The organism is Pedobacter sp. Leaf250 (assembly GCF_920984735.1).
In the GTDB taxonomy this organism is placed as follows: domain Bacteria; phylum Bacteroidota; class Bacteroidia; order Sphingobacteriales; family Sphingobacteriaceae; genus Pedobacter.
Genome location: NZ_CAKLBU010000040.1, coordinates 1 through 6,681 on the forward strand (window position 1 = coordinate 1; position 6,681 = coordinate 6,681).

The 6,681-nt window shown below is 34.9% G+C and carries 7 protein-coding genes; 2 read left to right on the forward strand and 5 right to left on the reverse strand.

Going from position 1 to position 6,681, the window contains the following annotated elements:
* Positions 1 to 67: 67 nt before the first annotated feature.
* From LUA91_RS20535 to LUA91_RS20550, 4 genes are all read right to left on the reverse strand, one after another.
* Positions 68 to 1,579 carry an N-acetylmuramoyl-L-alanine amidase gene (locus tag LUA91_RS20535; RefSeq protein ID WP_231427990.1) on the reverse strand — a complete coding sequence of 504 codons (1,512 nt, stop codon included), beginning with the start codon at positions 1,577 to 1,579 and terminating at the stop codon, positions 68 to 70.
* Positions 1,576 to 1,944: a BlaI/MecI/CopY family transcriptional regulator gene (locus LUA91_RS20540; RefSeq protein WP_231427991.1), complete on the reverse strand. Its 369-nt coding sequence runs from the start codon at positions 1,942 to 1,944 to the stop codon at positions 1,576 to 1,578. The genes LUA91_RS20535 and LUA91_RS20540 overlap by 4 nt, the downstream gene beginning before the upstream one ends.
* A 189-nt stretch (positions 1,945 to 2,133) precedes the next feature.
* Positions 2,134 to 2,793, reverse strand: a complete 660-nt coding sequence (locus LUA91_RS20545) for a DUF1345 domain-containing protein (protein WP_231427992.1) — start codon at positions 2,791 to 2,793, stop codon at positions 2,134 to 2,136.
* 22 nt (positions 2,794 to 2,815) lie between these two features.
* Complete coding sequence (locus LUA91_RS20550) at positions 2,816 to 3,604, reverse strand: O-methyltransferase (RefSeq protein WP_231427993.1); 789 nt, start codon at positions 3,602 to 3,604, stop codon at positions 2,816 to 2,818.
* A 44-nt stretch (positions 3,605 to 3,648) separates the two neighbouring features.
* Between LUA91_RS20550 and LUA91_RS20555 the strand changes: the two genes are divergently transcribed.
* On the forward strand, positions 3,649 to 4,512 hold the full coding sequence (locus LUA91_RS20555) for a transglutaminase-like domain-containing protein (protein ID WP_231427994.1): 864 nt from the start codon (positions 3,649 to 3,651) through the stop codon (positions 4,510 to 4,512).
* Between the two features lie 12 nt (positions 4,513 to 4,524).
* A complete protein-coding gene (locus LUA91_RS20560; protein ID WP_231427995.1) occupies positions 4,525 to 5,649 on the forward strand; it encodes a glycoside hydrolase family 18 protein in 1,125 nt (374 codons plus the stop codon).
* 44 nt (positions 5,650 to 5,693) lie between these two features.
* Here LUA91_RS20560 and LUA91_RS20565 read toward each other — a convergent pair whose 3' ends face one another.
* On the reverse strand, positions 5,694 to 6,524 hold the full coding sequence (locus tag LUA91_RS20565; RefSeq protein WP_231427996.1) for a hypothetical protein: 831 nt from the start codon (positions 6,522 to 6,524) through the stop codon (positions 5,694 to 5,696).
* Positions 6,525 to 6,681: the final 157 nt, after the last annotated feature.

Here is a 6,681-nt window from a genome sequence, read left to right on the forward strand (position 1 = left end):
ACCACAAAAGTAGTAGCCTCGATCCGAAAATCGAGACTACGCAAGATAGTTCAGTGGCTGAACTTCTTTAGAATACAAAAATACTTTTTTGTCTAAATATTTGGAATTTATAACAGTACCTTTTTTGGTCGGTGATGTTGCCCAATTCAATTAAAATTGCTGGTGTTTTCGATTCTCGCAACAGCAACAGATTTCCATTTTTAAGTGAATCCTGAACATTAATCCCGCCTGCCTTCTTTAGATTGCTTAAAATTACAGCGCCTAATTCTTCAGCAACTTTAATATTCTTATTTAGTTTGGAAACATACACTTCTATTCCTCCAAAAGCAGCCGGTGAATTTTTAGGTGTAGCATTATGATGGATGGAAATAAATGCAGTTGCAGCTTGTATGGGTAATCGATCACGAAGTGAAACAAATTCATCACTACTTCTGGTTAAGCGAATTTGTATGCCGCGTTTTGCAGCTTCTTCCTTTAAAATATTAACAGCCCGCAAATTCATGTCTTTTTCCCTTTGCCCATCCAAAGCAACTGAAGCGGCGTCCTTACCGCCATGTCCTGCATCAAGAACCAAAACCACTTCTGTTTCATTAAACGCAGGTTTTGCATTTGGATCTAGAACTATAGCAGTTTTAAAAAAATTCTGCTTATACACATTAGCATGTGTAAAAGAATTTTCTTCACCTACCACGTTCTTGGTTACAATAACTTCTTTACGGTTTACAAATGCCAATAAGCAAATGGCGAGCAAAGGAATTACAGAAAAATAAACAAGCTTTTTCATGTTCGGGTTAGGTTTTTTGTATAACATCATAATTCTTTTTTTTAATGGAAGTTTACTAAAACTGTGGGTGGCCAAACTACTTGATGGAATGGCCAAATTTAACAGCAGTGATGCATAGGCTTTTTTATCTGCAGTTTTTAGTGTTTCGTAATCTGCCAAAAACTCATGGTTGTGGTCGATTGCATTTCTCCAGAAATAAATAATGGGGTTAAACCATAAAATATTTGCCGCAAAATTCACCAATAACTTATCGAACGCATGTGCTTGGTTTACGTGTGCAGATTCATGCCTGATTACCAAATCTTTATCCTCTTTAGATAAAGATTCGTCGACGATAATTTTATTGAGAAATGAACAATTTTTAATTTTTGAATTAGCCCTAACCAAAATAAGCTTTCCCTGTTGTGATGAAATATTTTTATTGATGGAGAATTTGACAAAACCAATCATTGCCAAAGTGCGGATTATCAAAGCTGCTAAAACTGTAACATACAAATACTCCAAAGCTTGATTCCAGTTAATGGATGAATCATTTTCTAAATGTTCCAGTTCGAAATCTTTTTCAAAACCAGACTGGCTACTGTAAGCTATCTCCGTATTGGTAGCTTGTTTATTAATCAAAACTTCACGTTTACTCTCAATGGTTAAAGCTGGAATGATAAAGCTGAAAAGCAGAGCTGATAATAAATACAACCGATTCAATTTAAAAAAAGTGAGCCTTGCTAACAGGAACTGATAGGCCGCAAAAAAGATTAAAGTACAAGCCGAAACTTTCAATAAATAAATTAAAATCATGACTTATGGTTTTGGTTAATGATCTTTTGAATTTCTTCTATATCCTTTTCACTCAATTTTTCTTCCTTTACCATAAACGATAATAAACTGGTTGGCGAATTATCAAAATAACCAGAGAAAAGTTTAGAGAATGTGGTTTTAGTGTATTCCTCTTTTGTTATGGCTGGAAAATATTCATAGGTTTTGCCATAGGCTTTATAATTGATGTAACCTTTTTTCTCTAGAAGCCTAACAATTGATGAAATGGTATTGTAAGGTGGCTTTGGTTCATCGTCCAATTCATCGATAATGTCTTTTACAAAAGCCTTTTCCAGCTTCCACAAAATTTGCATAATGCGTTCTTCCGTTTTGGTTAATTCTTCCATAATCAAACTTATAACTTATTTTTCAGTTATACAACTAATTTATAAGTTATATTCCTGATTTATCAGTTATAAAATTAAATGTCTATATTAACTGACTGAAAGATAATGAGTTATTAATGATAAAAAATAGCAATAAGATTTTACAAAACGAAGAAGGTTCGTTTTTCGAAATGAAAATATTGAAATTTATTACTTACTTAATCCCGCCAAGGCATTAATGGTTAAAGCAACAATAACAGTATTAAAGATAAATGCGATTAAACTGTGCAGCAAAGAAAGCCTGCGGATTTGTCGAGAGGAAATTTCTACGTCAGAAACTTGAAATGTCATGCCCAGTACGAAAGAAAAGTATGCGAAATCTACAAAATCTGGTGCTTCATTACCTGGAAAATCCAAGCCCGATCCTTCGTTAGCATCGCTATCCCCGTAAAAAAGATGTGCATAACGCATACTGAAAGTAGTGTGCACTAAGAACCAGGATAAAAACATGCCGGAGATGGCTATAATGAGATCGGCTGGCTCCACATCTTTATTGATTAATAATAAAACCACAGCTAATAAACCAGCAAAAGTTGAAATGAGCACAATGGTAAAGATCTCTTCCTTAGTTTCATCCTGCATTTTTGCTTTCAATCGAGTTTCGCTCGCCGAAGTATTGAAAAACATATACCAATGCAAAGAAATGAGCACGAGTGAAAAAATATCCCAACCAAACATGATATGGGTGAGTACATCGATTGACCAAAACAGTGAAATGAAATACCCCAAAATACCGGCGCAAAGGCTAATCAACAATATATATAAGGCTGATAGTTTTTGTATACCCTCGAGTTTTGGTTCAGTTGTCATTTCGTTAAATTAATCAAATATTTTACTGATTAAACTTCAATTTAAAATGCTCTTTAGCTTGTCCTTTTTTGAAATACGCCAACCCAATCCAAAACAAATCCACTGTGACCGTTACATCAGGGTGGTTTTTAATTTCTTCCCAGGCTTCTTTCATTCCTTCGCTCCAATAAATATCATCAAAAACGAGCAAAGAATTTTCGGTAATTTTTGGCAAACACCATTTAAAATAATTTAAGGTAGCATCTTTGCGGTGGTTACCATCAATATAAACAAAATCGAGTGTAGGCTGCTTTGCGATAATATCTGGTAAAATTAAATCAAAATTACCCACATGAAGCTCGATATTATTTAAGTTTAAATCTTGAAAATTCTGTTTTGCAACCTCTGCCGTTTGTGGGCAACCTTCAATGGTTATAATTTCTGCATCAGGACAAGCCTTTGCCAAATATGAAGAAGTAATGCCCAAACAGGTACCCAACTCTATAGCCGTTTTTGGATTTGTATCCTGGGCCAATCGATAAATCAACTTAGCCAATCGCGGACTTTTCAATGCATTTTTAGCAATCTGACTTACCTTTTTAGTTCTGTTTTTATTAAGATGAGAACCCGCACCTAGATCGGTCACGGTGATTATCGAATCGTCAGAAAAAAGTTTTTTTCGCTGCGCTTCGATGTTTTTGTATGGAGATTTATCGTTAAAATCGTAAATTACCTCATCAGCGAGCTTGTACACAAAGGGCGAGTGCGTTCCGTGACGGGTTTTCGCTGTTAAACGGTGTTTAATATAATCGGTAATAAATTGAAATAGCATAATATTGCAAAAGTAATTAAACGCGGCAAACGGTTGTATGTTTTATGGAAAATATCGCAGAGATAAGTGCATTAGTTAAATTGTTGGATGATCCAGATGAGGAAGTTTATCAGCATGTTGAGCAGAAGTTGCTTGAATATGGTGGCGAAGTAATTCATTATTTGGAAAATGCTTGGGAGCAATCTTTTGATGGTCTTTTGCAAGAGCGTATTGAAAACATCGTACATCAGATTCAGTTTAAAACCGTTAAAGAGGACTTACATTTGTGGTATTTGAGTGGTGCTTTTGATTTATTGCAAGGTGCTTTAATTATCAATCGTTATCAATACCCCGATTTGGATGAGCAAAAAGTGATTAACCAAATTGAGGAAATCAAAAGAGATATCTGGTTGGGGTTGCAGTATGAGATGAGTTCGGTAGAGAAAGTTAAATTGATTAACCACATTCTATATCAACAATATGGTTTCGGTGGAAATACTAAAAATCATCATGATCCACAGAATTCTTACCTGAACCAGGTGTTGGAAAGTAAAAAAGGAAACCAAATATCATTAGCCATTATTTATTCTACTTTGGCGCAAAAATTGGATTTACCCATTTACGGCATCAATTTACCACAGCATTTTATATTGGGTTTTATTGATGAAAGCAAACAGGAAGGTACGGAGTATGGTGTACTTTTCTATATCAATGCTTTTAACCGTGGCAATATTTTCGGAAAACACGATGTTGATCAATTTTTGCGTCAGCTGAATTTAGAATCCTTGCCTGAATATTACCGTCCGTGCAGCAATACCGATATCATTCGCAGGGTAATCAGAAATTTGATTTCGGCCTATGAAAATGCGGGTGCAACGGAGAAAGTTGCAGAGTTAAACGAACTGCAAAATATTATTGCTGAACCTTAAAAACCAACAACCTTGAACCACCAAACAAAATCCCTATCCAATCCTTCTTGGCCAATTTTAATCTTAACTGTAGCCTTGCTTCTTTTTGGATTTAATTCAAGAGCACAAAAAACCGCAAAGCCCAATGTAATTGCATATTATACTGGTGGCGGCGGAACCTTAATCGATAGCTTTCCAGTAGAAAAATTAAGCCATTTAATTTTCAGTTTTGGCCATTTGAAAGGCGACAGTTTACATATTAATAATGCTAAAGATTCGGCTTTGATTTCGAAAATGGTGGAACTTAAAAGTCGCAACAAAGATTTAAAAGTGATGATTGCCATGGGCGGATGGAGTGCTTGTGCGCCATGTTCGGAAGTATTTAGCAGAAAGAATGGTCGCGAGACATTTGCAAAAACCACTAAAGAATTATTAGATTACTTCCATGCTGATGGGATAGACATTGATTGGGAGTACCCCGCCGTAGCTGGCTTTCCTGGTCATAGGTATACGGAAGATGATAAACAAAACTTCACGTTATTAATCCAATCACTTAGAAAAAGGTTAGGTAAAAAAGCAGAAATTAGCTTCGCTGCTGGCGGTACCAAAAACTGTATTGATTCTTGCTTTGAATGGAAAAAAGTAATGCCTTTAGTAAACCGGGTTAATTTGATGAGTTATGATTTAGTAAGTGGCTATGCTACACAAAGCGGTCACCATACTGCCTTATTTTCAACTTCTCAATTGACTTTATCAGCAGACTACGCGATTAAAGAAATGATCAAAATAGGTGTTCCTGCAGAAAAGATAGCTTTGGGTGCGGCATTTTATGCTCGAATTTTTCAGAATACTACAGATGCTAATCAGGGTTTATACCAACCCACAAAATTTTTAAGCGGTGTTTCTTACAAGCAGTTTCAAAATCAGTTTACCGAAAATAATGGCTTTAAATATTATTGGGATAATGAAGCAAAAGCACCCTATTATTATAATGCAGCTACTAAACAAATGGCCACTTTTGATGATCCAAAATCAATCGCTTTAAAAACCAAATATGTTGTTGACTATAAGCTAAATGGCATTATGTTTTGGGAGTTGAGCGATGATTCGTATTCGAATGGCTTGCTTAGTGTTATTGATGATACGCTCAAGAAATAAAAAAAAGCCGCAATCAAATTGCGGCTTTATAAAATTGAGCTCATTTATTTACAATCGTAAGTGAGTTTATTGGTAATTAAATACTCATCAATTAACACCAATTTACCTGATTGATCATCGTAAGTTTTAGTATCTAAACTTATAGATGTTGCATTTCCTTTTGCATCGAACTGATATTTATGATCAGTTACCATCACACTGGAGATTGCTGCATTAGTTGGATTAGAATATGTTGTGGTAGATTTTATCAAAACATTTTTTGATTGAATACCATAATATTTACCCGGGAAATAATCAACATGAGTGCTCATTGGATCGGCCATTTCATAAGTATTAACGGCAAGCGCATTTGAATATTCATAAACTGTGGTTTCCTTATCGCCACCGAGTGCAAATGTTACCTCTGATTTTGTGAGGTTACCATTGGTGTAAGTAATTACATCTGTAGAATTTAGCTCGCTATTTACATAATTCTTTACTGTAGCCAGGTAGCCCTCTGCATTAAAAGTATAATTCCTCTTAATGTCATAACTCATTCCATTAATCTGTATGTAATCTGGAGCTGAACTGCTTACTGCTCTGCCGTTTGATAATAAGATTTCTCTAACTTTACCATCCTGATCAGTTGCAGTGATTTTATTTGTAAAGTAAGCATAGTTCATCGTATCATCATTGCTTACTGCTTTGATCAATTTTCCTGAAGCATCATAAGTAAATGATAGACCAAAATCTCCTAAACCAGGTAAAGATAATACGAGGTTGCTTAGCTTACAATTATTCCCATTGGGATCATTATAATTGATTTCTTTTTGACAGCCTGCGATAGAAATAATGGCTACGAATGCAACCATTGCAAATTTTATTTTGTTATTCATTGTGCCAGATTAAGAGCGTAAAATATTGGCTACAAACTTACATAAAAAGTGAGGAATTATAATCGCGTTCAATAAAAATTAAGACCACTTCATCGATCTTTATTAACTTTATAATGAACTAAAAAACAAAGTTGTTATGGAAAGATGTTGTGGTCTT